This window comes from Tepidimonas fonticaldi, assembly GCF_007556755.1.
Taxonomy (GTDB): domain Bacteria; phylum Pseudomonadota; class Gammaproteobacteria; order Burkholderiales; family Burkholderiaceae_C; genus Tepidimonas; species Tepidimonas fonticaldi.
Genome location: NZ_VJOO01000071.1, coordinates 1 through 1315, shown reverse-complemented (window position 1 = coordinate 1315; position 1315 = coordinate 1). Strand labels below are relative to the sequence as shown.

General features: G+C 62.7%; 1 protein-coding gene. It reads right to left on the bottom strand.

The window, feature by feature from the left end; all coding sequences use genetic code 11:
* Nucleotides 1-1228, bottom strand: a 1228-nt coding sequence (locus Tfont_RS14345) for an RNA-guided endonuclease InsQ/TnpB family protein (protein WP_143969930.1), incomplete at its 3' end; no start/stop codon positions are given.
* Nucleotides 1229-1315 lie beyond the last annotated feature (87 nt).

Genomic DNA, 1315 nt, shown 5'->3' with positions numbered 1-1315 from the left:
CGGCGCTCACCCCGGCATCGAGCCGGAATGAGTCGCTTCGGTGGGTTCCTGCTGCTGGCGGCATGACTGCACCGCTCACTTCACAGGCGCAACGGGCGTGTCCCGCCCTGAGTATGTTGATCGCGCCGACCAGATCGGCGTTTTCCGCGAAACCGCATTCGACGCACAGAAACCGGGCCTGCGTCTGGCGGTTGTCCGCCGACACATGGCCGCAGGCCGGGCACGTCCGCGACGTGTTCTGCGGCGGCACGACGATGAGATGCCCGCCGGCCCATGCCAGCTTGTAGCCCAGTTGTCGGCGGAACTCGAACCAGCCTTGGTCGAGGATGGCTTTGTTCAGACCGGACTTGGCCCGAACATTCTTGCCTGGATTCTCGGTTGTGCCTGCCGCCGACCTGGACATGTTTCGCACCTGCAAGTCCTCGATGCACACCATCGCGTGGTTTTGGCTGATCGTGGTCGTGGCCTTGTGCAGGTAGTCGCGGCGGACGTTACCGATCCGGGCGTGAATCTTCTGGACGCGGGCTTTCGCCTTCTTCCAGTTGTTGCTGAACTTCGTTTTGCGGCTCATCGCCTGCTGCGCACGGCGCAAGCGGTCTTCGTGCCGCTTGAAACTGTTGAGCGGCGCGTAGAACGTGCCGTCTGAGAGCGTGGCAAAGCGTGTCACGCCCATGTCGATGCCCACGGCACTGGTGGCCTTGGGCACTGGGGCTTGAATTTCACGCTCTGTCTGGATCGACACGAACCATTTGCCGCACGACTGGCTGACGGTAACGTTCTTCACCGTACCCAGAACCTCGCGGCTGTTGCGGTAGCGCACCCAGCCGAGCTTGGGCAGGAAGATACGGCTGTTGCCCTGATCGAGCTTGATCTGCTTCGGATCGGGGTAGCGGAAGCTGTCGTGTTGGCCCTTCTTCTTGAAGCGCGGGACGTTGGCCCGCTTGGCGAAGAAGTTGGCGTAAGCGCGCTCCAGATCCTTGAGCGTTTGTTGCAGCGGATGCACAGGCGCATCGGCCAGCCACGGCGTTTCAGGCCCATTGCGCCACTCGGTGAGCAGCTTGCACAGGCCGGCGTAGCCGAGCTTCTTCTCGCCTTGCTCGTAGCGTTCCTTCTGCAACGCCAGCGCCTTGTTGAAGACGAAGCGGCACGACCCGGCAAAGCGGCGCATCTGGCGCTGCTGTTCGCCGGTCGGCATCAGTTCGTATCTGAAGGCTTGCAGACGTTGCATGGGCGAAATGATACGCTTGGCCTATGGGACGCCTACGGCGTCCGCGCTATCCTTCCCCGGCCTGAAGGCCGAGGCTTGCCGCGCACC